Below are 22,533 nucleotides of genomic sequence, written 5' to 3'. Positions count from 1 at the left end.
CCCATGGACCTGCAGGCGCAGCACGAGGAAGAGCCCGCTGCCCAGCCGTCGATCGACGGACTGGTCATCCCCCGCGAGGGCTCCGGGAGCGGTGCCTCCGGCGGAGCGGAGCAGCCCCAGGAGTTCCCGGTGCCCGCACCGCTCGACCGTCACGGTCCGGCGCGGGTCATCGCGCTGTGCAACCAGAAGGGCGGGGTCGGCAAGACCACGACCACGATCAACCTGGGGGCGGCGCTGGCCGAGTACGGCCGTCGCGTGCTCCTCGTGGACTTCGATCCGCAGGGTGCCCTCTCGGTCGGCCTCGGTGTCCGTGCCCATGACGGTCGGGACACCATCTACGACCTCCTCATGGCCCCGGCCCGCGAGCTCGACACGCCGGCGGCCGTCCGCACCACCTCCGTGCCCGGGCTCGACGTCCTGCCGGCCGACATCGACCTCTCGGCCGCCGAGGTCCAGCTGGTCAACGAGGTGGCTCGCGAGCACGCCCTGGAACGGGTGCTGCGCCCGGTCCTGGGCGACTACGACGTCGTCCTCATCGACTGCCAGCCCTCCCTCGGCCTGCTCACGGTGAACGCGCTCACCGCCGCCCACGGCGTGCTCATCCCGCTGGAGACGGAGTACTTCGCCCTGCGCGGTGTGGCGCTCCTCGTCGAGACCATCGAGAAGGTCACCGACCGCCTCAACCCGCTGCTGCGCATCGACGGGATCCTCCCCACGATGGTGGACGGACGCACCCTGCACAGCCGGGAGGTGGTCGCCAGCGTGACCGACCACTTCGGCGAGCTCGTGCTCACCACCCCCATCCGACGCACCGTGAAGTTCCCCGACGCCACGCTGGCCTCGGAGCCGATCACCACCTACGCGCCCTCCCACGCGGGGGCCGAGGCCTACCGTCGGCTGGCGCGCGAGCTCGTCGCCCGCGGCGCCTGCGCGTGACCCATCCGCTCCCGGCGGACGCAGGGGGCGCGGGGGAGTCCGCTGCGAGGCCGACCACCCCCGGCGGGGTGCTGACCCGTGCACCCCGGGAGCCCTTCCACGTCCACCAGGAGGCCTTCGACGGCCCCTTCGACCTGCTGCTGGGCCTCATCGCCAAGCACCGGCTCGACATCACCGAGATCGCCCTGGCGGAGGTGACCGACGAGTTCGTGGCGCACCTGCGCCAGGCCCAGCAGGCGGCCAGCGAGGCCCGGGAGGCCGGCGACCGCAAGGCCGCGCAGTGGTTGCTCTCCGAGCTCACCGAGTTCCTGGTGGTGGCCTCGACGCTGCTGGAGCTCAAGGCCCGGCGGCTCCTGCCCCAGGAGGGTGGGGCCGAGGTGGAGGACCTCGAGTTCATCGAGGCCCGCGACCTGCTATTCGCCCGGCTGCTGCAGTACCGCGCCTACAAGGAGGTCGCGGCCTGGCTGCAGGAGCGCTCTGAGCACGCCGGGGGAGCGGTGCCGCGGATGGCCGGCCTGGAGGAGCGCTTCGCCGAGGTCCTGCCCGACCTGGTCATGGAGATCACCCCGGAGCAGCTGGCGCTCGTGGCCGCCGGGGCGCTGGCGCCGCGCCCGGAGCCGGTCGTGGGGGTGGACCACCTGCACGCCCCGACCGTGGACGTCGCCGCCCAGGTGCGGCTCATGGCCGAGCGGCTGCGGGACGCCGGCTCCCTGCCCTTCGCCGAGCTCATCGCCGATGCCCGGACCCGGCTGGAGGTGGTGGGGCGCTTCCTGGGGGTGCTGGAGATGCTGCGCGACGGTTCGGTGGAGGTCGACCAGCCCGCCCCCCTGGCGCCGATGGAGGTGCGCTGGCTCACCGGGTCGCACCCACCACCGACAGCCCGGACCGGGCAGACTGGCCCCCGTGAGCCCTGATCCCGTGACCCACGTCCCGCCCGCCGGTGCCGCCCCCGTGGCACCCGGCGGTGGCGTGCCGGAGCGGGCGGTGCTCGAGGCCGTGCTCATGGTGATCGACGAGCCGGTGAGCGCCGCCGAGGTGGCCGAGGGCCTGGGGGGCACGGCCGAGGAGGTCGAGGCCGCCCTGGAGGAGCTCGCTGCCGCCTTCACCGCCGAGGGGCGTGGTTTCGACCTGCGGCGCGTCGCCGGTGCCTGGCGCATCTACTCGCGCCCGGAGCACGCGGAGGCGGTGGAGCGCTTCCTCGTGGGAGGCCGGCAGGCCCGGCTCACGCAGGCGGCCTTGGAGACCCTCGCCGTCGTCGCGTACCGTCAGCCGGTCACCCGCAGCCGTGTCGCCGCGGTGCGCGGCGTCAACGTGGACGGCGTGATGCGCACCCTGACCACTCGCGGTCTGGTCGCCGAGGTCGGGACCGAGCCCTCCGGTGCAGTGCTCTACGGCACGACCCACCTCTTCCTCGAGCGGATCGGGCTGCGGGACCTGGGCGAGCTGCCCGACCTGGCGCCCCATCTCCCCGAGGCCGGCGAGCTCGACGAGATCGCCGCCGCGATGACCGCCCCCGTGCGCCCCGAGAGCGCCCCGCAGGCACCCCCCGAACACCCAGCAGCAGGAGAGTGAGAACGCATGAGTCGTCGACAGGACGCAGGGCCCGGTGGGCCGCGCCGCGCCGACGGGCGAGGCCGTCGGGGCACCGGTGGCTTCGGCCCGGTGCGCCAGCAGCGCCGCCGCCCGTCGCGGGACCAGCAGGAGCACGACGTGCACGACGCGTCGGGGGAGCGGCTGCAGAAGGTGCTGGCCGCCGCCGGGCTGGGCTCCCGCCGCGCTTGCGAGCAGATGATCCTCGACGGGCGGGTGCAGGTCGACGGCGTCCCGGTCGTCGAGCTGGGGGTCCGGATCGACCCGGCGCGGCAGAAGGTGGCCGTCGACGGGCTCCCGGTCCAGCTCGACGAGTCGAAGGTCTACCTGGCCTTCAACAAGCCGCTCGGCGTGGTCTCCACCATGGAGGACGACGAGGGCCGCCCCTGCCTGGGCGACTACACGATGGACCGCCCCGAGCGGCTCTTCCACATCGGCCGGCTCGACGTCGAGACCTCCGGGCTCATCCTGTTCACCAACGACGGCGAGTTCGCCCACCGCATGCAGCACCCCAGCTACGGGGTCCTCAAGACCTACGTGGCCACGGTGCCCGGCCCGGTCCGCAAGGGTCTGGGCAACCAGCTCCGCGAGGGCGTTGAGCTCGAGGACGGCCTGATCAAGGTCGACGACTTCTCGGTGATCGACTCCCAGCCCGGGTGGGCCATGGTGCAGGTGATCCTCCACGAGGGCCGCAAGCACGTGGTCCGTCGCCTGCTGGAGGAGGTCGGGCACCCGGTCCGCGAGCTCGTGCGCACCCAGGTCGGCCCGATCCGCCTGACCGACCTGCGCCCGGGGAACATGCGGGCCATCACGCCCGACGAGCTGGCCCGTGCGATGAAGGAGGTCGACCTCTGATGCGTCTGCCCTACTCCGAGACCCGCCGCCACCCCCGGCTGGGGGAGCTGACCACCCCGGTGACTGTCGCCGTGGACGGCCCCAGCGGGTCCGGCAAGTCCACGGTGTCGCGGACGGTCGCGCTGGGCTTCGACCTGGCCTACCTGGACACCGGGGCCATGTTCCGTGCCCTCACCTGGGCTGCCCTGGAGCAGGGCACGGACCTCACGGACGTCGACGCCGTTGCCCATCTGGCGCGCACCGTCGAGATCGACCAGTCCACGGACCCGGCCCGTCCCGGGCTGGCGGTGGCGGGGACGGACATCACCCGGGCCATCCGGGAGAGCCGCATCTCCTCGCAGGTCTCCGCGGTGGCCACCAACCTGGACGTGCGGGGCGAGCTGGCCCGCCGCCAGCGCGAGCTCATCGCCGACGCCCGCCGTCGCGGTCGCGGGATGGTCGCCGAGGGGCGGGACATCACCACCGTCATCGCCCCGGACGCCGAGGTCCGCATCCTGCTCACCGCCGACGAGGAGGCGCGCCTGCGCCGTCGGCAGCGGCAGAGCGGTGGCTCGCAGGTCACCGACGCCACCCGGGACGAGGTCCTGCGTCGCGACCGGGACGACTCGACCGTGTCCAACTTCACCACCGCCGCCGACGGCGTGACCCACATCGACACCTCCGCGCTGGACCTCCAGGGATCCATCGACGCGGTCGTGTCGGTGCTCCTGGAGCGCGCCGGGGGCAGCCCGCGAGGAGACGCATGAGCACGCACGACGAGAACACCGACCCCACCGGCACCGCTGAGGACCCGGGGGCCACCGAGGTCGTCCAGGTGACGCCCGAGGGTGAGGAGACCGCCCTCGAGGCGGGGATCGGGTCGGTCGCCGAGCCGGAGACCGAGACCGAGCTCGCCTACACCGAGGCGCTCCGGGCCGGGCTGGGCGAGTTCGACCTGGCCGAGGAGGACGTCGCCCTCCTCGAGGGGGAGGCCGAGCTCGACGCCGCGGGCAACCCGGTCACCTCACTGCCGGTGGTGGCGATCGTGGGCCGGCCGAATGTCGGCAAGTCCACGCTGGTGAACCGCGTCCTGGGCCGTCGTGAGGCCGTCGTGCAGGACGAGCCGGGCGTCACCCGCGACCGGGTCTCCTACCCGGCGGAGTGGAACGGCGTTCCCTTCATGGTCATCGACACCGGGGGCTGGGAGATCGACGCGCGCGGCATCGCCCGCCACGTGGCCCAGCAGGCCGAGGTGGCCGTGGAGATGGCTGATGTCATCGTCTTCGTCGTGGACGCCACGGTGGGCGCCACCGACGCCGACGAGGACGTCGTGAAGCTGCTGCGCCGTTCCGGCAAGCCGGTGGTGCTGGTGGCGAACAAGGTCGACGACGTGCACGTGGAGGGCGAGGCCGCGGCCCTGTGGTCGATGGGCCTGGGGCAGCCGTTCGCCGTCTCCGCGCTGCACGGCAAGGGCTCCGGTGACCTGCTGGACGAGATCCTGGCGAACTTCCCCGAGGACCCGCACTCCGAGGCCGGCCGGGTCGTCGGCGGACCGCGCCGGGTGGCCCTGCTGGGGCGCCCGAACGTCGGCAAGTCCTCGCTGCTCAACCGTCTGGCCGGCTCCGAGCGGGTGGTGGTGGACAACGTCGCCGGCACGACGCGCGACCCGGTGGACGAGTACATCGAGCTCGGCGGGCGCACCTGGATGTTCGTCGACACCGCCGGTATCCGTCGCCGCGTGCACCAGACCCGTGGCGTGGACTTCTACGCCTCCCTGCGCACCCAGAGCGCGCTGGAGAAGGCCGAGGTGGCCGTCGTCCTCATCGACGCCGGCGAGGAGATCGCCGAGCAGGACATCCGCGTGGTGCAGCAGGTCATCGACTCCGGCCGCGCCCTGGTGATCGCCTACAACAAGTGGGATCTCACCGACGAGGAGCGTCGCCACTTCCTGGAGCGCGAGATCGAGCGGGAGCTCGTGCAGGTGCCGTGGGCGCCGCGGGTGAACATCTCGGCCTCGACCGGTCGGCACGTGGAGAAGCTCGTCCCGGCGCTGGAGACGGCCCTGGAGAGCTGGGACGCCCGGATCCCCACCGGCAAGCTCAACGCCTTCCTCGGGGAGATCGTGGCGGCCAACCCGCACCCGGTGCGTTCGGGCAAGCAGCCGCGCATCCTCTTCGCGACGCAGGCCTCGACGCGGCCGCCGAAGTTCGTGGTCTTCGCCTCGGGCTTCCTGGAGCACTCCTACCGGCGCTTCCTGGAGCGGCAGCTGCGCGAGCGCTTCGGGTTCGAGGGGTCGCCGATCGAGATCTCGGTCCGCGTGCGCGAGCGCCGGCGCCGCTGAGGGCCGACCGGCGCCGCGCTCCGGCGGTGCCGGTTGGGGGAGTGGACCCCTCATGGGTTATGGTTCTCTCCGCTCCGCTCGCGGAGTGATCGGGCTGTGGCGCAGTTTGGTAGCGCACTTGACTGGGGGTCAAGGGGTCGCAGGTTCAAATCCTGTCAGCCCGACCAGCAGGAGCCCCACCTTCGGGTGGGGCTCCTTTGGCGTTGGGGGATGGGGGGCGAAAGCACGGAGAGGACGACCCATGGTCCTTGGGTTGAACGCCCTGACCGAGGACCAGCGCCGGTTCGTCGAGGGGCACCTCGGTGCGGGGAAGGTCGTCACCGACCACTCGTGGGGACAGACCGACACGGTTGTCCTGGAGGTCGCGAGCGACCGCGGGCGCGTGATCGTCAAGGCAGCGGGGCCGTCGAACGGTCACATTGCCCGAGAGATCCGGGTTCACCGCGCGTGGACGGCTCCGTGGGTCGCCTCCGGGAGGGCGGCCCGGCTGCTCGCGGCCGACGAGGAGCTGCGCGTGCTGATCACGGAGTACCTGCCGGGCGAGCTCGTCGAGGGGACGCCGGCGCAGGAGGATCCCTTCACCTACGAGCAGGCGGGCCGGCTGATCGCTGCCTTCCACGCCCAGCACTCCACCGTCGACCCCTCCTGGAACGACTCTCTCCGGGGGCGGGTGGAGCGTTTCCTCGCGATGCCGCACCGCATCGACGCCACCATCGCCGAGCGGGTTCGGGACGAGCTGGCGGGCTGGCCGACAGGGGGTGCCACCGTGGTCCCGACGCACGGTGACTGGCAGCCGCGGAACTGGCTGGACGACCACCTGGTGCTGCGAATCATCGACTTCGGGCGGGCCGACCTCCGGCCACCGGAGGAGGATCTCGTGCGCCTCGGACGTCAGGACTTCCTGCGCCGACCCGAGCTCGAGGCGGCATTCCTGGCCGGCTACGGCCGGGACCCGCGGGAACCGGGCGCGTGGCGGCGCATGAACGTCGCCGAGGCCGTGGGGACCGCCGTTTGGGCGCTGCACGTCGGCGACGAGGAGTTCGAGGCGGTCGGACACGCCCACCTGGCGCGGCTCTACCCCAGGTGACCCGATCGGGCGGCTGCCCGACGTTCGGGGTGACGCCCTTCACCTCGACGGACCACATTCGTCCTTTCCGCACGGCACTGGGACAATCCGCCCCATGCCTGCTTCTCTCGCGGCTGCTGCGCGTGATCCCCTGCGCGCCGGCCACCTCGCTCCTGCGCCGCGCACCCTCGTCGACCTCTTCCTGGCCACCGTCGCCTCCGCCGGCGACGCCCCCGCCATCCAGGCCGGTGGCAGCGCCCTGACCTACGACGAGTTCCACGAGGCCTCCGCCGAGGTCGCCGCGCGCCTGGCGGAGCTCGGCATCGGGCGGGGCGACAAGGTGGGCGTCCGCGTCCCCTCCGGCACCGCGGACCTGTACGTCGCGATCATGGGTGTCCTGCTCGCCGGGGCGGCCTACGTCCCGGTCGACGCCGACGACCCCGACGAGCGCGCCCGCACGGTCTTCGAGGAGTCGGCCGCCGCCGCCGTCGTGGGGGCCGACCTGGTCATCTCCTCCCGGCTGGCCGAGGAGCGCGAGCCCGTCGAGCCCGAGCTCCCGGACCTGCAGGACGACTGCTGGGTGATCTTCACCTCCGGCTCCACGGGCAAGCCCAAGGGGGTGGCCGTCACGCACCGCTCGGCGGCCGCCTTCGTCGAGGCCGAGTCGCGCCTCTTCCTCCAGCAGGCACCCATCGGCCCCGGCGACCGCGTCATGGCCGGCCTCTCGGTGGCCTTCGACGCCAGCTGCGAGGAGATGTGGCTGGCCTGGGCACACGGCGCCTGCCTCGTCCCGGCCCCGCGCTCCCTGGTGCGCTCCGGGGTCGACCTCGGTCCGTGGCTCGTCGCCAACGACATCACCGTCGTCTCCACCGTGCCCACCCTGGTCTCCATGTGGCCGGCCGAGGCGATGGACCGCGTCCGCCTGCTCATCGTCGGCGGCGAGGCCTGCCCGCCCGAGCTCGGCGCCCGCTTCGCCACCGCCGAGCGCGAGGTGTGGAACACCTACGGTCCCACCGAGGCGACCGTCGTGGCCTGCGCCGCGCAGATCACCCCCGAGCCGCCGGTCCGCATCGGTCTGCCCCTGGACGGCTGGGACCTGGCCGTCGTCGACGCCGACGGCCACCCGGTCGGGCCGGGGGAGGAGGGCGAGCTGATCATCGGCGGCGTCGGCCTGGCCCGGTACCTCGATCCGGAGAAGGACGCCGAGAAGTACGCCCCGATGCCCACGCTCGGCTGGGAGCGCGCCTATCGGTCCGGTGACGTGGTGGTCAACGACCCCGAGGGCCTGCTCTTCCGCGGCCGTGCCGACGACCAGGTGAAGGTCGGCGGGCGTCGCATCGAGCTGGGGGAGATCGACTCCGCCCTCCTCCAGCTGCCGGGCGTGGCCGGGGCCGCCGCCGCGATCCGCAAGACCGAGTCGGGCAACACCCTCATCGTCGGCTATCTCACCGTCGACGAGGGCTTCGACCGGGCCGCCTCCGTAACCCGTCTGCGCGCCGACATGCCCGCCGCGCTCGTCCCGCGACTGGCCGTCGTGGACGACCTGCCCACCCGTACCAGCGGCAAGATCGACCGGGACGCCCTGCCCTGGCCGCTGCCGGACGAGGACGGCGCCGACACCGCTGCGCTGAGCGAGACCGAGCAGTGGCTCGCCGAGATCTGGAACACCGTCCTGGGTGCCCGCCCCACCAGCCCCGAGGAGGACTTCTTCGAGCTCGGCGGCGGCTCGCTCACCGCGGCGCAGATCGTCGCCCGCGTCCGGGAGCGCTACGTGAACGCCACGGTGGCGGACGTCTACGAGCACCACACGCTCGGTTCCTTCGCCGGCTGGCTCACCGGGCTCGACAGCCCCACCGGCCGGCTCAACGAGCAGGTGCCCCCGGTCGGCCGGGGCACCCAGCTCGCCCAGCTGACCGCGCTGCTCGGCCTGCGCACGATCAGTGGTCTGCGCTGGGTGTTCTGGGTGGCCCTCGGGGCCCGCGTCGCCCACGAGCTGGGCTGGGAGGCGGCCTCGCTCGTCCCGGTCGCTCCGTGGTGGCTGCTGGGCGTCCTCTGGCTGCTGCTGGTGCTCCCGGCCGGCCGGCTGGCCCTCTCCGCCCTGGTGGCCCGCCTGCTTCTGCGGGGTGTCGTCCCGGGCAGCTATCCCCGGGGCGGCGGGGTGCACCTGCGGCTCTGGCTGGCCGAGCGCTTCGCCGACGAGGCTGGCGCCGGGACCATCTCCGGGGCCGGCCTGGTGCGCTGGTACGCCCGCCTGCTCGGGTGCCGGGTGGGGCAGGGCGTCGACCTGCACGCCATGCCGCCGGTCACCGGCCTGCTCACGCTCGGTGACGGCTGCTCCGTCGAGCCCGAGGTGGACCTGCAGGGTCACTGGGTGGACGGGGCGACGCTGCACGTCGGCGCGATCCGGGTCGGGGCGAATGCCCGGGTCGGTGCCCGGTCCACGCTGGTGGGGGGCTGCCGGCTCCGCAAGGGGAGCGAGGTGGTCCCGGGTTCCACGGTCCTCGGCGAGGTCAAGGCGGACGAGCGGTGGTCCGGCTCCCCGGCCATCCGCACCGGCACCGCCCGGGGCCCCTGGGCCGAGTCCCCGCGATCGCGACCGCTCTTCATCGGCCTGTACGCCCTGACCGGTGTGGTGATCTCCCTGCTGCCGCTCCTCGCGATCGCGGTGGCGGGCCTCGTGATGTGGCGCCCCCTGGCCGGCGCCGACGACTTCCGCGAAGCCTTCTGGACCGCTTTGGCCTGGCTGCCGCTGGCCGGACTCGTCGGCTACGCGACGCTGGTCCTGCTCGTCCTGGGCCTGGTGCGCCTGGCCAGCATCGGCCTGGAGGGCGGGCACTACCCGACGCAGAGCCGGAAGGCCCTGCAGGCCTGGGCCACGATCCGGCTCATGGACGAGGCCCGCACCTGGCTCTTCCCGATGTACGGCGGGGCGATCACCACCGTGTGGCTCCGGGCGCTGGGCGCCAAGGTCGGCAAGGACGCCGAGGCCTCGACCGTCCTCATGATCCCCAGCCTCACCCGGGTCGGGGCCGGCGCCTTCCTCGCCGACGACACCTTCATCGGCGGTTACGAGCTCGGTGGCGGTTGGCTGCGCGTGGAGCGGGTGAAGATCGGCCGCGGTGCCTTCGTCGGCAACTCCGGCATGACCGCCCCCGGGCGCAAGGTGCCCAAGGAGTCCCTGGTGGCCGTCCTCTCGGCGGCCCCCCGCCGCAAGAAGGCCAAGGCCGGTGCCTCCTGGGTGGGCTCGCCGCCGGAGAAGCTCCGCCGCGCGCCGTCGGAGGTGGACAGCTCCCGCACCTACGCCCCGCCCTTCCGGCTGCGCCTCCTGCGCGGCCTGGTGGAGAGCTGCCGCGTGATCGCCCTGCTGGCGCACCTGGTGCTCCACCTGCTGGGTGCGGCGGCCCTGCTGTGGGTCGCGGCCCGCTGGGGCTGGCTCGTGGCGGCCGCCGTGTCCGGGCTGGTGCTGCTGGCCTGCGGCCTGGCGGCCGTGGGCATCGCCGTGCTGGCCAAGTGGCTGGTGGTGGGGCGCTTCAGGCCCTCCGAGCACCCGCTCTGGTCCGGCATGGTGTGGCGCAGCGAGCTGGCCGACTCCTTCGTCGAGTCCGTGGCCGTGCCCTGGCTGCTGCGGGCCGTCCCGGGCACGCCCCTGGTGAATCTCTACTTCCGCGCCATGGGTGCCCGGGTGGGCCGCGGCGTGTGGTGCGAGACCTACTGGCTGCCGGAGCACGACCTCATCGCGCTCGGCGACGGCGCCACGGTCAACCGCGGGTGCGTCGTCCAGACCCACCTCTTCCACGACCGCGTCCTGGCGATGGACACGGTGCGCCTGGAGGCCGGGTCCACGATCGGTCCGAACTCCGTCATCCTCCCGGCGTCCACGCTGGGCCGGGACGCCACCGTGGGCCCGGGCTCGCTGGTCATGCGCGGCGAGTCCGCGCCGGACAGGACCCGGTGGGTCGGCAACCCCATCGGCCCGTGGGTCGAGGCGTAGGGTGACCGTTCCTCCCCACGTCCAGTCCCCGCACACCTCCCGGAAAAGGCGGCCATGATCCACCCCGACCCCTATCTGCCCGCTCACGGTGACACCCGGTACCGGGTCGAGCACTACGAGCTCGAGCTCACCTATGCCGTGGTGACCAACCGGCTCGATGAGCGAGCGCGCCTGCACGTGCGCATCGTCGAGCCAACCACCCGGATCGACGTGGACCTGCGCGGTCTCCAGCTCGGCGGCGCGAGCGTCGACGGGAAGCCGGTGAAGTACCGCCGGAAGGCGGGTGGCTGGGGGATCCTCGTGGGGGACCGGCAGCCGGGGGACCGGTTCGTCCTGGAGCTCCGGGTCTCCGGCAAGCCGCGCCCGGTGCCCGGGACGCACGGCGAGGCCGGCTGGGAGGAGCTCACCGAGGGCGCCATGGTCGGTTCGCAGCCGCAGGGCGCCCCCTCGTGGTTCCCCTGCAACAACGACGCGGCGGACAAGGCCACCTACCGCATCGACGTCCTCACCGATGTCGACTACCAGGTGATCGCCAACGGCACCCGGACCCGGAGCATGCAGGAGGGACGCCGGCGTCGCTGGGTGTACGAGATGGATCAGCCGATGTCGCCCTATCTCGCCACGGTGCAGATCGGTCGCTATGTCGAGACGGAGTGCTGGTCGTACGTCCCGGTGAGCATCGTCCACCCGCCTGCGGTCCGGGTCGGGGAGGGGACCGCCTTCGAGCACCAGGGGCGCATGGTCGACCACTTCTCCGAGCTCTTCGGCCCCTACCCGTTTACGGAGTACCGGGCGGTCGTCGTCGACGACGAGCTGGAGATCCCGCTGGAGGCGCAGGGTCTGAGCACCTTCGGGCGCAACTTCACCGAGCCGACCTGGGAGAACGAGCGCCTCGTGGCCCACGAGCTGGCCCACCAGTGGTTCGGCAACGCGGTGACCGGCCAGCTGCTGCAGGACATCTGGCTGCACGAGGGTTTCGCCTGCTACGCCGAGTGGCTGTGGTCGGACCACCGGCGCGCCTGGTGCGAGAGCCCCAGCGTCCAGGAGCGGGCCGCGCATCACCACGCGCAGCTCGAGGAGCTCGACGAAGGGGTGACCCTGGCCGAGCCCGGCATGAAGACGATGTTCGACGACTGGGTCTACAAGCGGGGCGCCCTGACCCTCCACGCACTCCGGGCAGTGGTGGGTGACGAGACCTTCTTCGGGCTGCTGCGCAGCTGGGTGGAGACCCACCGCGGCGGCACCGCCTCGACCGCTCAGTTCGAGGCCCACTGCGTCGAGGGCGCCGGCGAGCTGGGCGAGCGCGTGGGGGAGACCCTCCACGCCTGGCTGCACGAGCCGGAGCTGCCGCCGCTGCCCGAGCTGCCCTGATCGACGCCGCCCCGGCCGGGGCGCGCCCTCAGTGCCAGCGGACGTGGAGCGGGCCCGGGGGAGTGACCGCGACGGCGCCGATCTGGTCGTCGAGCCCCAGGTCGACGAGGGTGCCGGCCGGGCCGGCGACGACCTGCCCGTCCTCGCCCAGCCAGACCTCTCGCGGGTCGGTTATCAGGCCGGTGCCGTGGGCCTTGAGCAGCGCCTCCTTGCGGACCCACAGCCGGGTGCGGGCGTCGTCGTCCGCGCAGCGTTCCTGCGGGTGGAGGGCCACGGCGTCGAACCCGTCGAAGGTGGCGGCCCCGGTGTTCTCCACGTCCACGCCCACTCCGGCGTCCGCGCAGAGGGCGACCAGCGCCGGTCCGGGCGTGCGGGGGCGGGACAGGGAGACGGACACCCCCTCGACGCCGCGGAGCACCGGCCGGCCGTGGCGGTCCGCGCCACAGCGGGGGCAGGCCCGGGTCAGGCGCAGGTCCTCCACGCCGGTGACTGCGTGCGCGAGGGCCAGCAAGGCGTCGTCGGCAGCGCCGGTGGTGCGGGCCAGGTGGACGACGGGCACAGGGGGTGCCTCAGCCCACCCGGTGCGCTGCCGCCGCCCGCTGCCGCCGCACGCGGACCCAGGCCGGCTGGACGATCGCGCCCCGCCGCACGAGCACGACGCCCAGCACGAGCACCGCCGGGTGGAGCATGATGCGCCGCCAGGTGGGCCGTGCGGCCTGGGCGGGCAGGGACATGTCGACGGCGTCGACGGGTCGGTGGTCGGCCGCGCGCAGGTGGGGGAACCCGGCCGCCCCGTCGGCATCGTGGGTCATGTCTCCAACCTAGCGTGCGGCCGGCGCCGTGACTCCCTCCGGATTTCCCCCGGTACGGCCCGCCGGCACGGTGAGGAGCGTCTCAGTGCTCCTCGAGGACGCGCCGGACGCTGGCGATCGCCTCCTCCGCGCTCATCCCCCGGGCCACGGCCTGCCCCACGAGATAGGTGGTGATCGGGCCGGCCACGCGGGTCACGCCGTGGGCCACCTCGCGGGTCACGTCCAGCAGCTCGTGGAGGGGCACATCGGCCTCGAGGTCGAGGGCGGCGGCCAGGTCCTCGACCCAGCGCACCAGGGGAGCGCCCCCGGGCTGGGGGTCCGGCTGCTGCGCCTCCGGCGCGGAGTCCGTGCCGACCATGGGTGCCTCCTGGGCTGAACCTGCGGTGGATGATCCGGCTCACCCTACGTGGCCGCCCGCGTGGCACGCTTTGCCCATGGGACGCATCACCACCCGCCGGCCGGTCACCACGATCGAGATCGGCGCGCCGACACGGAGGAGGGCGGACACCCTCGCCGTCGAGGAGCCGCTGGAGATCCGCCTCGCCGGCTCGCCCTACGTGGTGACGATGCGGACCCCGGGACACGACCTGGAGCTGGCGGCCGGCTTCCTGGTCTCGGAGGGGGTCGTCCGGCAGCAGCAGGACGTCACGGGCAGCATCCACTGCGGGGGGCCGGGCACGAGCCCCGCCGGGCAGCCGAACACGCTCAACGTGCTTGACCTGGCTCTCGCCCCCGGCATCACCCCCGAGCCAGGGGCCGCCCGGAGCTTCTACAGCACCAGCAGCTGCGGGGTGTGTGGCGTGGCGAGCCTGGAGGCGGTCGAGAAGATGTCCACGTTCGACCTCGCGGAGGACGACACCCGGATCACCCCGGAGCAGCTGGCCGCCCAGCCGGACGCCCTGCGCGCCCGCCAGGAGGCCTTCGAGCGCACCGGGGGGCTGCACGCGGCCGGGCTGTTCGACGCCGCCACCGGCGAGCTCCTCGTGGTCCGGGAGGACGTGGGCCGGCACAACGCGGTCGACAAGGTCGTGGGCTGGGCGCTCCTGGAGGGCCGCCTGCCGCTGCGCGGGACGATCCTCCAGGTCTCCGGTCGGGCCAGCTTCGAGCTGGTGCAGAAGGCGGCCATGGCCGGCATCCCCGTCCTCGCCGCGGTGTCCGCCCCCTCGTCGCTGGCCGTCGACCTCGCGGTCGACCGCGGGATGACGCTGGTGGGCTTCCTGCGCGGCCCGCGGATGAACGTCTACGCCGGACACGACCGGGTGGAGCAGGGTTCCACGACCGGCGGCCGCTGAGGGGTAGCCTCCTTCGACGGCGACCAGGGGCCCGGTCGGGGCCGCGAGGACAGGAGGATCCGATGCCACCACAGCGTCGGCAGACCCCTCGTGCTCCGCGTGTCCCGAACGTCATCGAGCAGCTGCTCCGCGACCCGACCGATCACGGCTACCGCCACGAGGCCGAGCGTCGGGCCCGGACCGGGGAGCAGGAGTCCGCGGGCCAGCGGGCCGCGATGGGGGTCCTGGCCGTGGCCGTCGCCGCGCTCATGGGGTGGACGGGTGTCACGGGCTATCTCGCCCAGCAGGCGGAGGCCAGCTCGCCGGACTCGGCGCGCGCCCGGCTGGCACGGGAGCTCCACGTGCGGCAGCAGGTCCTCGACGACGAGGCCGCCCTGCTGGCGAAGGAGCAGGACGCCCTGAGCTCGCGCGCGCGGCGCGCCCTGGAGGCCGGCGGTGGTGACGGCCTGGCCGACCGGCTCGAGGCCAACCTGGCCGCGGCCGCCGGATCCCCGTTGGAGGGAGACGGCGTGCGCATCACCCTGGACGACCCCACCGACCCGGAGACGCCGCAGGAGCGCGTCACCTCCGGCGACCTCCAGCAGGTCACCAACCGCCTCTGGCGCTCCGGGGCCGAGGGCATCGCGGTCAACGGCATCCGGCTCAGCCCGACCGCCTCCATCCGGTACGCAGGGGAGGCTCTCGTGGTCGACTTCCGGGCCCTCCGGCCGCCCTACGTCGTGGAGGCGGTGGGCCCCGACGACCTGCACCAGCGCTTCGAGGAGACTGGAGGCGGGGAGCACCTCGAGGAGCTCACCCGGCAGTACCGGGTGCGGACCTCGGCCTCCGGTGCGAGCGATCTCGTGCTGCCCGCCGACACCACCCTGACCGTCCACCACGCCCGCCCCGTCGACCTGGAGAACTCGTGAAAGCCCTGATCGGCCTCGTCATCGGCATCCTGCTCGGCCTCTGGCTGCAGCCCGAGGTGCCGCTGTGGCTCGAGCCCTACCTGCCGGTGGCGGTCATCGCCGCCCTCGACGCGGTCTTCGGTGGCCTGCGTGCCCACCTGGAGGGCATCTTCTCGGAGAAGGTCTTCGTCGTCTCCTTCCTGTCCAACGTGGTGGTGGCCGCCGTGATCGTCTACCTCGGGGACCAGCTCGGCGTGGGCTCGCAGCTGACCACCGGCGTGGTGGTCGTGCTCGGCCTGCGGATCTTCTCCAACGTGGCCAGCGTCCGGCGGTTGGTGTTCGGTGCCTGAGCGTCGCAGCGCCGTGGTGCGGGAGGGGACGAACCCGGAGGACCTTCAGTCCTCGCGGCGCCCGCCCCTGTTCACCTGGGGGGCGGCCCCGTGGACCGTCGGCCTCCTGCTGGGGCTGCTCGGCTTCGCCCTCTCGGTGACCGCCCTGGACCGGCGGGAGGACCCGACGCAGAACCTCACCGAGACCGAGCTCGTCCAGCTCCTCAACGGCGTGCGTGCCCAGGAGGACGCCCTGGACGCGGAGCGGGACGCCCTCCTGCAGCGCAAGCAGGCCTACGAGAACGACCGCGACCTCTCGGCCGCCCAGCGGGAGGCGCGCGAGCGCTCCCAGGAGCTGGGCATCCTCGCCGGCACCCTGCCGGCAGGTGGCCCCGGGGTGGTCCTGGAGCTCCGGCCGGGGGACGACCAGGAGGACCTCGCCCCGCTCCTGCTGGACGCCGTCCAGGAGCTGCGCGATGCCGGCGCGGAGGCCATGCAGGTCAACGGGCACCGCATCGTCGCCTCCACCTGGTTCCTCGACGGGGGATCGGGCACCGTGGTGGTGGACGGGGAGGAGCTCGAGCCGCCCTACCGGTTGGAGGCGATCGGCCCGGCCGACACGATGCGCACCGCCATGGAGATCCCCGGTGGCGTCGTGGAGAGCGGGCAGGAGGCCGGGGCCACCGTCACGGTCGCGAAGGTCGGCCAGGTCACCGTGGACGCCACCGTGCCCGCCCGGGGGCGGTGACCGGTCCGAGCGGGCCGCCCCGCGTCCCGTGGACGAAAGTGGCCCACCGACTAGGATGACGTCGACCCATCACCCCGAAGGAGCGTCATGAGCGAGCTGGAGTACCCCGCAGACCTGCAGTACACCGACAAGCACGAGTGGCTGCGGGAGGTGTCCGAGGGCACCTACCGTGTCGGCATCACCTCGTACGCCCAGGACGCCCTGGGTGACGTGGTCTTCGTGACCCTGCCCGCCGTGGGGGACACCTTCGACCGTGACGACGCCGCCGGCGAGGTCGAGTCCACCAAGTCCGTGAGCGACGTCTACTCCCCGCTCTCCGGTGAGATCACCGCCGTCAACGACGAGCTGGACGCCACCCCCGAGGCCGTCAACAACGACCCCTACGGGGCCGGCTGGATGTTCGAGATCAAGGTCTCCGACGCCGCCGAGCTCGAGGGGCTCCTCGACGCCGAGGCGTACACCTCCTCCCTGGACTGACCCCGGTGGGCCGGCCCCCCGTCGGGCCGGCCCACTCCCTGTGAAAGGACACCACCATGAACCACCCCGAGGGTCCCGGCCAGCAGGCCTGGGGGCCGGCCACGGCCCGGATCGACGTGCGGGACGACCTGCCGTCGGCCGGTCACGGTGGGGTGTCCGAGGGCGTGCCGGAGGACCTGGAGCAGGTCCTCGACGCGCTGCGCCCGGGCACGGCCCTGCTGGTGATCCCGGCCGGGCCGTCGGCCGGTTCGCGCTACCTCCTGGACGAGGACCGGGTCACGGTCGGGCGTGCGCCGGAGGCCGAGATCCTCCTCGACGACGTGACCGTCTCGCGCCAGCACGCTGCCTTCGAGCGGGGTGCGGAGGGCTTCTCCGTCGTGGACACGGGGTCCACCAACGGCACCTACGTGAACGGTGAGGAGACCGGCTCCAGCCCGCTGGTCGCCGGTGACCTCGTGCAGATCGGCAAGTACCGCCTCGTCTTCCACCCGGCCCGGACCGGTGGGGGCGCCTGAGCGTGTCAGGACGCCACACCATCGGTCAGGTGGTCCGCAGCCTGCAGGGTGAGTTCCCGGACCTGACGATCTCCAAGGTCCGCTTCCTGGAGGGCAAGGGGCTCATCGCCCCGGAGCGGACCGCCTCGGGCTACCGCATGTTCACCGACGCCCAGGTGGACCGCCTGCGCTTCATCCTCGAGGCCCAGCGGGACCGCTTCTGGCCGCTCAAGGTGATCTCCGACGCCCTCGACCAGATGGACCGGGGGCTGGAGGTCGACCTGGACGCGCCGGCGCCGGGACGTCCCGCACCGCCCCCGCAGGGGGCGCTGCCGCCCGGTGCGCCGGAGGTCGTCTCGGCCGCCGACCTGGGCGCCGTCGACCCGACCCTGCGGATCAGCCGCGCGGAGCTGTGCCGGACCGCCGAGGTGAGCCCTGCCCAGGTGGACGACATGGAGGCCTTCGGGTTCGTGACGGCCGACAAGGACGGTTGGTACACCGCCGTGGACGTGGACATCGCCCGGGCCATCGGGACCTTCGCGGCGCACGGGCTGACCGCCCGTCACCTGCGGGCCTTCCGGCTCGCCGCCGATCGGGAGGCGGCACTGGTCCAGCAGACGCTCACGGCCAGCCGCCCGCCGGAGTCGGAGCGCGAGGCCCGCAAGGCCACCCTCGCCGCGGCCTGCCTCAACCTCCACGTGGCCCTGGTGCGCGCCGAGCTGGGCTGAGCCTCGACCAGCTCACCCTGAATCTCGCCCCGAGGGTCAGGGATGGGTCGGGCTCCACCCGGGTCCCGCAACACGCCGCACCCCGTCATTGCACCCCGGAGGGGCGGGGGATACCTTCATCCCTGTGACCCCCCAGCACCCCACCTCCGGCGACGCGCCCCAGCAGGCGCCGCTCTTCGAGGACCCCGCCGCCGCCCAGCGCGACGCCGTGGGATACCGGGGGCCGCAGGCCTGCGCCGCCGCGGGGGTGACCTACCGGCAGCTCGACTACTGGGCCCGGACGGGGCTCCTGCGCCCGAGCATCCGCGGCGCCAGCGGCTCGGGGAGCCAGCGCCTCTACTCCTTCCGCGACATCGTCGTGCTGAAGATCATCAAGCGCCTGCTCGACACCGGTGTCTCCCTCCAGCAGATCCGGGTGGCCGTCGACGCCGTCGCCGAGCGCGGCGCGGAGGACCTCGCCGCGCTCACCCTGATGTCCGACGGGGCCTCCGTCTACGAGTGCACCAGCGACGACGAGGTCATCGACCTGGTCCGCGGTGGTCAGGGCGTCTTCGGCATCGCGATCGGCAGCGTCTGGCGCGAGGTCGAGGGGACGCTCGAGGAGCTGCCGGGGGAGGACCCCTCCGAGCAGGTCGTCGACGAGCTGGCGGCACGCCGGGCCCGCCGCGGCGCCTGAGACGCGCGCCACATCCGGCACTACACTCGGTCCCGCTGTTGATCCCGCGGGGGAGAGTCCCCGAGCACGGGGCGCCGAAGGAGCAAACTCCCCGGAAACTCTCAGGCGCACGGACCCCGCGGACGAGGCGACTCTGGCCGGCCCGGAGCCCACAGAGGGGGAGACCGCCCACTTGAGACCCGCAGGAGCATCCATGGACCAGCAGGGCACCACTCCGACCCCCGCCCACGAGGCCACCGAGGCCCCCGTCTTCGACGCCACCGACCAGCTCGGGGTCGACCACGAGCCCGACTTCGTGTCGCGCCACGTCGGCCCCCGGGAGGAGGACGTCGCCCGGATGCTCGAGGTGGTGGGGCAGCCGAGCCTCGACGCGCTCGTCGAGACCGCGGTCCCGGCCGGCATCACCGGTGACGAGCAGCTCTCCATGACCGCCGCCCCGACCGAGCAGGCCGCCGCCGCCGAGCTGCGCGCCCTGGCCGCCCGCAACACGGTGGCCCGCTCGATGATCGGCCTGGGCTACTACGGCACCCACACCCCGCCGGTCATCCTCCGCAAGATCCTCGAGAACCCGGCCTGGTACACGGCGTACACGCCCTACCAGCCGGAGATCTCCCAGGGCCGGCTCGAGGCCCTGCTGAACTTCCAGACGATGTGCTCCGAGCTCACCGGCCTCACCACCGCCGGAGCCTCCCTGCTCGACGAGGGCACCGCCGTGGCCGAGGCCATGACGGTCATGCGCCGCACCTCCAAGGTCGGGGCCAAGGACAACTCGGCCGTCCTGCTCCTGGACTCCCAGCTCATGCCGCAGTCCATCGCGGTGACGGAGACCCGCGCCAAGCCGCTGGGGATCCCGGTGGTCGTGGCGGACCTGACCGGTGTGGACTCGGTGGAGGCCCTGCGTGCCGCCGCCGGTGACCAGGACGTCTTCGGCGTCATCGTCCAGTACCCGGGGGCCGATGGCGCGATCCGCGACTGGCGGGCGCTCACCGAGGCCGCCCACGAGGTCGGGGCCCTGGTGACCGCCGCCGCCGACCTGCTGGCCCTCACCCTGCTCACCCCGCCGGGGGAGTGGGGCGCCGACGTCGCGGTGGGCACCACCCAGCGCTTCGGCGTGCCGATGGGTTTCGGCGGTCCCCACGCCGGCTACATGGCTGTGCGTGCCGGCCTGGAGCGCACTCTGCCGGGGCGCCTGGTCGGTGTCTCCATCGACGCCGAGGAGCGGGTGGCCTACCGCCTGGCCCTGCAGACCCGTGAGCAGCACATCCGCCGCGAGAAGGCCACCTCCAACATCTGCACCGCGCAGGTGCTGCTGGCCGTCATCGCCTCGATGTACGCCGTCTGGCACGGCCCGGAGGGGCTGCGGAGCATCGCCCGTGACGTGCACGGCAAGGCGCTGCGCCTGGCCGACTCCTTCCGCGCCGGGGGGCTCGAGGTCCTCCACGAGGACTTCTTCGACACCGTGGCCGTCCGGGTGCCCGGCCAGGCCCGGGCGATCGTCTCCGCGGCCCGCCGGCAGGGCGTGCTGCTCTGGGCCGCCGACGACGACACGGTGCTCGTGAGCACCGACGAGACGACGCTGGAGTCCGACCTGCGCACCGTGGCCGAGGCCTTCGGGGTCTCCCTCGGCGAGCGCCGGGGCCCGGCCATGGAGCTCGGCTGGCCGCAGCAGCACCAGCGCACCAGCGACTTCCTCACCCCCGAGGTCTTCCACGTGCACCGCTCCGAGACCCAGATGCTGCGCTACCTGCGCACGCTCTCGGGCAAGGACTACGCGCTGGACCGCGGCATGATCCCGCTGGGCTCGTGCACCATGAAGCTCAACGCGACCACCTCCATGGAGCCGATCACCTGGCCGGAGTTCGCCGAGATGCACCCCTTCGCGCCGGCCGAGCACTCCGAGGGCTACCGCGAGATGATGGCCCAGCTCGAGCAGTGGCTGTGCGACATCACCGGGTACGACGCGGTCTCCCTGCAGCCGAACTCCGGCGCGCAGGGCGAGCTGGCCGGGCTCATGGCGATCGCGGCCTACCACGCCTCCCGGGGCGAGGAGCACCGCAACGTCTGCCTCATCCCGGCCTCCGCGCACGGCACGAACGCCGCCTCGGCGGCGATGGCGGGCATGAAGGTCGTCGTGGTGAAGACCGCCGAGGGCGGTGACATCGACATGGACGACCTGCGCGCCAAGATCGAGAAGCACCGCGAGGACCTCGCGGCGATCATGGTGACCTACCCGTCCACGCACGGCGTCTTCGAGGACACCATCTCCGAGCTCTGCGAGCTGGTGCACGAGGCCGGCGGTCAGGTGTACGTCGACGGGGCGAATCTCAACGCCCTCATCGGTGTGGCCCGGCCGGGCAGGTTCGGCGCCGACGTCAGCCACCTCAACCTGCACAAGACCTTCACCATCCCCCACGGCGGTGGCGGTCCGGGCGTCGGCCCGATCGGCGTGCGCGAGCACCTGGCACCCTTCCTGCCGAACCACCCGCTGGTCCCGGGGGCCGGTCCGGAGACGGGGGTCGGGCCGATCGCGGCGGCCCCGTGGGGCTCGGCGAGCATCCTGCCGATCCCGTGGAGCTACATCCGGATGATGGGCTCGGCCGGCCTGGCCCGCGCCACCCGCGTGGCGATCCTCTCGGCGAACTACCTGGCCGCCCGCCTCAAGGACCACTACCCGGTCCTCTACGCCGGCAACGAGGGCCTGGTGGCGCACGAGTGCATCCTCGACCTGCGGCAGATCACCAAGGACACCGGGGTGACCGTGGACGACGTGGCCAAGCGCCTCATCGACTACGGCTTCCACGCCCCGACGATGTCCTTCCCGGTGGCCGGGACGCTCATGGTGGAGCCGACCGAGTCGGAGTCGCTGGCCGAGCTGGACCGCTTCGTCGACGCGATGGTGGCCATCAAGGCCGAGATCGACGCCGCGTCCGCGGCGGGCACGGTGGAGGACTCGGTCCTGCGCCACGCCCCCTTCACGGCGCTCTGCCTGGCGGGGGAGTGGCCCCACTCCTTCACGCGCACCGAGGCGGCCTACCCGGAGGGCGTGGACCCGTCCCGGAAGTACTGGCCGCCGGTGCGCCGCATCGACGGCGTGCACGGTGACCGCAACCTCGTGTGCTCCTGCCCGCCGCCGGAGGCCTTCGAGGACTGACCCGCGGAGCCCGCGACGGAGGGGCCGGTCACCGCAGCGCGCGGTGGCCGGCCCCACCGAGTCGCTCAGACCGGGGCGGCGAGCGTCGGGGCGAGGTTCCAGTGTCGGAGCGTCGGCGTGGTGCGGTGGTGCCCCAGCACGCAGAGGTGCCCGGCCTCCAGCTCCAGGGAGTTGGCCAGGTAGGGCGTCTGCCGCAGGTAGACCGCGGTGAGGACGCGCAGGTGGTGGCCGTGGCCGGCCAGGACCACGTCGCCCCGGTCCAGGTGCCCCCAGAGACGACCCAGCACCCGGGAGGCGCGGGAGGCCACGTCCTCCACGCTCTCCCCGGGGGTCTCCCCGGGCGGCACGCCGTCGAAGACCGACCATCCGGGGCGGCCCTCCTGCCGTGCCTGCTCGGTGGTGCGCCCCTCCTCGGCGCCGTAGTCCCACTCCATGAGGTCGGCGTCCAGCGCGTCGACGGTCAGACCGGCCAGCTGCGCGGTCTCCGCGGCCCGCTGCAGGGGCGAGGCGCGCACGTGCACGATGTTGTAGGGCTCCAGCAGACCCGGCAGGCCGGCCGCGCCTGCGCGCCCCCGCTCCGTGAGCGGGAGGTCGGTCCACCCCGTGTGGCGGCCGACCCGGGACCACTCGGTCTCGCCGTGCCGCAGGAGGACCAGCCGGCCCGGCCCCGGGCGCACCGGGCGGACGTCCACCACGTCCGCGGAACGGTGCCGCTCCCGGGCCACCGCCACCTGGGCGGCGGTCAGCGGCCGGGTGGGTTCTTCGCCCAGCGGCGGGGTGAACGGGCCGGGTGTCGTCTGCGCTGTCATG

At 73.4% G+C, this 22,533-nt stretch carries 22 protein-coding genes, 1 tRNA gene and 1 riboswitch; of the genes, 19 read left to right on the top strand and 4 right to left on the bottom strand.

The annotated features are described in order from the left end of the window. Positions 1-3: 3 nt before the first annotated feature. The 10 genes from CFT82_RS01200 (at position 4) to CFT82_RS01155 (ending at position 12,129) form a co-directional block, all read left to right on the top strand. The gene (locus CFT82_RS01200) at positions 4-936 is read left to right on the top strand and encodes a ParA family protein (RefSeq protein ID WP_088817275.1); all 933 of its coding nucleotides are present in this window, start codon (positions 4-6) and stop codon (positions 934-936) included. Further along, positions 933-1,850, top strand: a complete 918-nt coding sequence (locus CFT82_RS01195; RefSeq protein ID WP_234994219.1) for a segregation and condensation protein A — start codon at positions 933-935, stop codon at positions 1,848-1,850. Before CFT82_RS01200 ends, CFT82_RS01195 begins: the two co-directional genes overlap by 4 nt. Further along, positions 1,840-2,508, top strand: a complete 669-nt coding sequence (gene scpB, locus CFT82_RS01190) for an SMC-Scp complex subunit ScpB (RefSeq protein WP_200815087.1) — start codon at positions 1,840-1,842, stop codon at positions 2,506-2,508. The genes CFT82_RS01195 and scpB overlap by 11 nt, the downstream gene beginning before the upstream one ends. 6 nt (positions 2,509-2,514) lie before the next feature. Continuing rightward, complete coding sequence (locus tag CFT82_RS01185) at positions 2,515-3,381, top strand: pseudouridine synthase (protein ID WP_088817273.1); 867 nt, start codon at positions 2,515-2,517, stop codon at positions 3,379-3,381. After that, positions 3,381-4,127: a (d)CMP kinase gene (cmk, locus tag CFT82_RS01180; protein WP_088817272.1), complete on the top strand. Its 747-nt coding sequence runs from the start codon at positions 3,381-3,383 to the stop codon at positions 4,125-4,127. Before CFT82_RS01185 ends, cmk begins: the two co-directional genes overlap by 1 nt. After that, on the top strand, positions 4,124-5,701 hold the full coding sequence (gene der / locus CFT82_RS01175) for a ribosome biogenesis GTPase Der (protein WP_088817271.1): 1,578 nt from the start codon (positions 4,124-4,126) through the stop codon (positions 5,699-5,701). The genes cmk and der overlap by 4 nt, the downstream gene beginning before the upstream one ends. 90 nt (positions 5,702-5,791) lie before the next feature. Next, positions 5,792-5,868: transfer RNA gene (locus tag CFT82_RS01170), tRNA-Pro, on the top strand. A 74-nt stretch (positions 5,869-5,942) separates the two neighbouring features. Beyond that, positions 5,943-6,788: an aminoglycoside phosphotransferase family protein gene (locus tag CFT82_RS01165; protein ID WP_088817270.1), complete on the top strand. Its 846-nt coding sequence runs from the start codon at positions 5,943-5,945 to the stop codon at positions 6,786-6,788. Positions 6,789-6,882: 94 nt separating this feature from the next. Beyond that, positions 6,883-10,758, top strand: a complete 3,876-nt coding sequence (locus CFT82_RS01160) for a Pls/PosA family non-ribosomal peptide synthetase (protein ID WP_088817269.1) — start codon at positions 6,883-6,885, stop codon at positions 10,756-10,758. Between the two features lie 54 nt (positions 10,759-10,812). Then, the gene (locus CFT82_RS01155) at positions 10,813-12,129 is read left to right on the top strand and encodes a M1 family metallopeptidase (RefSeq protein WP_088817268.1); all 1,317 of its coding nucleotides are present in this window, start codon (positions 10,813-10,815) and stop codon (positions 12,127-12,129) included. A gap of 28 nt (positions 12,130-12,157) precedes the next feature. Here the strand turns inward: CFT82_RS01155 and CFT82_RS01150 are convergent, their stop codons facing one another. The 3 genes from CFT82_RS01150 to CFT82_RS01145 form a co-directional block, all read right to left on the bottom strand. Then, positions 12,158-12,688: a 4'-phosphopantetheinyl transferase family protein gene (locus CFT82_RS01150; RefSeq protein WP_159461812.1), complete on the bottom strand. Its 531-nt coding sequence runs from the start codon at positions 12,686-12,688 to the stop codon at positions 12,158-12,160. Between the two features lie 10 nt (positions 12,689-12,698). Further along, on the bottom strand, positions 12,699-12,941 hold the full coding sequence (locus tag CFT82_RS11610) for a hypothetical protein (RefSeq protein ID WP_159461811.1): 243 nt from the start codon (positions 12,939-12,941) through the stop codon (positions 12,699-12,701). An 82-nt stretch (positions 12,942-13,023) separates the two neighbouring features. After that, positions 13,024-13,299: a DUF6457 domain-containing protein gene (locus CFT82_RS01145; RefSeq protein WP_234994218.1), complete on the bottom strand. Its 276-nt coding sequence runs from the start codon at positions 13,297-13,299 to the stop codon at positions 13,024-13,026. A gap of 76 nt (positions 13,300-13,375) precedes the next feature. Here CFT82_RS01145 and fdhD point away from each other — a divergent pair, with 76 nt between their 5' ends. From fdhD to gcvP, 9 genes are all read left to right on the top strand, one after another. Then, positions 13,376-14,233: a formate dehydrogenase accessory sulfurtransferase FdhD gene (gene fdhD / locus CFT82_RS01140; RefSeq protein ID WP_088817266.1), complete on the top strand. Its 858-nt coding sequence runs from the start codon at positions 13,376-13,378 to the stop codon at positions 14,231-14,233. Positions 14,234-14,295: 62 nt separating this feature from the next. Further along, entirely contained in the window at positions 14,296-15,141 is an 846-nt protein-coding gene (locus tag CFT82_RS01135) for a DUF881 domain-containing protein (RefSeq protein WP_088817265.1), read from the top strand. Further along, on the top strand, positions 15,138-15,470 hold the full coding sequence (locus CFT82_RS01130; protein WP_088817264.1) for a small basic family protein: 333 nt from the start codon (positions 15,138-15,140) through the stop codon (positions 15,468-15,470). The genes CFT82_RS01135 and CFT82_RS01130 overlap by 4 nt, the downstream gene beginning before the upstream one ends. Continuing rightward, complete coding sequence (locus CFT82_RS01125) at positions 15,463-16,197, top strand: DUF881 domain-containing protein (protein WP_088817263.1); 735 nt, start codon at positions 15,463-15,465, stop codon at positions 16,195-16,197. Before CFT82_RS01130 ends, CFT82_RS01125 begins: the two co-directional genes overlap by 8 nt. Before the next feature lie 87 nt (positions 16,198-16,284). Further along, positions 16,285-16,674, top strand: coding sequence for a glycine cleavage system protein GcvH (gcvH, locus tag CFT82_RS01120; protein WP_088817262.1), 390 nt, complete (start codon positions 16,285-16,287; stop codon positions 16,672-16,674). 56 nt (positions 16,675-16,730) lie between these two features. Continuing rightward, the gene (locus CFT82_RS01115; protein WP_088817261.1) at positions 16,731-17,189 is read left to right on the top strand and encodes an FHA domain-containing protein; all 459 of its coding nucleotides are present in this window, start codon (positions 16,731-16,733) and stop codon (positions 17,187-17,189) included. A gap of 2 nt (positions 17,190-17,191) precedes the next feature. Next, positions 17,192-17,896, top strand: coding sequence for a transcriptional regulator FtsR (gene ftsR / locus CFT82_RS01110; RefSeq protein WP_234994217.1), 705 nt, complete (start codon positions 17,192-17,194; stop codon positions 17,894-17,896). 124 nt (positions 17,897-18,020) lie between these two features. After that, positions 18,021-18,572 (top strand): MerR family transcriptional regulator, encoded by a 552-nt coding sequence (locus tag CFT82_RS01105; RefSeq protein WP_088817260.1) that lies wholly within the window; start codon positions 18,021-18,023, stop codon positions 18,570-18,572. 39 nt (positions 18,573-18,611) lie between these two features. Then, positions 18,612-18,699, top strand: a riboswitch (glycine riboswitch). Between the two features lie 66 nt (positions 18,700-18,765). After that, the gene (gcvP, locus tag CFT82_RS01100) at positions 18,766-21,723 is read left to right on the top strand and encodes an aminomethyl-transferring glycine dehydrogenase (protein WP_088817259.1); all 2,958 of its coding nucleotides are present in this window, start codon (positions 18,766-18,768) and stop codon (positions 21,721-21,723) included. A 65-nt stretch (positions 21,724-21,788) separates the two neighbouring features. Here gcvP and CFT82_RS01095 read toward each other — a convergent pair whose 3' ends face one another. Next, positions 21,789-22,532, bottom strand: coding sequence for a histidine phosphatase family protein (locus CFT82_RS01095; protein WP_088817258.1), 744 nt, complete (start codon positions 22,530-22,532; stop codon positions 21,789-21,791). Between the last annotated feature and the right edge of the window lies 1 nt (position 22,533).

The sequence above is a fragment of the Kytococcus aerolatus genome (assembly GCF_900187395.1).
Lineage (GTDB): Bacteria > Actinomycetota > Actinomycetes > Actinomycetales > Dermatophilaceae > Kytococcus > Kytococcus aerolatus.
Note: the sequence above shows the minus strand (reverse complement) of the source record. Positions and strands in the feature narration are given on the sequence as shown.